The sequence below is a fragment of the Allobosea sp. 05T439 genome, from assembly GCF_056396005.1.
This window is the reverse complement of the sequence record NZ_JBFTKP010000139.1, coordinates 1-544: the sequence shown is the minus strand read 5'-3', so window position 1 is coordinate 544 and position 544 is coordinate 1. Positions and strand designations below refer to the sequence as shown.

Below are 544 nucleotides of genomic sequence, written 5' to 3'. Positions count from 1 at the left end.
CTCGGGCCGGTCAATCTTGCCGCTGCCTTCKGCTATGGCCGGCTCGAGAACGAGATCAAGCGCAGTATCCCGGTGCTCGGCAGCGCATTGTCCTCGTCCTATGCCACCACCGCCTGGAGCGGCCGGCTGCAGGCGAGCGCCGCGGTGCTGTCATGGAACGGCCTGACGCTCTCGCCGCTGGCGGCGCTGCAGGCGATCCAGGCCCGCAGCCCGGGCCTGATCGAGGCGAACTGGGCCGGGGCCAATGCCGGCGCGCTGGCGCTCGCCCGGCGCAACGACATCACCTCGCGCAGCGAGCTTGGCCTGCAGCTCGATTATGCCAATAGCCTGAACGGGTTGCCAGTCGCCGGCTATCTCCGGGCGAGCTGGGCGCATTACTACCAGCGTGACGCCGGTCTCTCCGCCTCGATTGCCGGCCTGACCGGCTCAGGCTTCGCGGTCGAGGGGGCCAGGCCCGCCCGCAACAGCGCGCTGCTCGCCGCCGGGCTCGACCTCAGGCTCAGCCCCTCCGTCACGCTCGGCGCCCGGCTCGACGGCGAACTCT

Annotated in this window: 1 protein-coding gene; it reads left to right on the top strand. The window is 71.1% G+C overall.

The window, feature by feature from the left end; genetic code table 11:
• On the top strand, nt 1-544 hold a 544-nt coding region (locus AC1DIO_RS35430; protein WP_476854961.1), incomplete at both ends, for an autotransporter outer membrane beta-barrel domain-containing protein.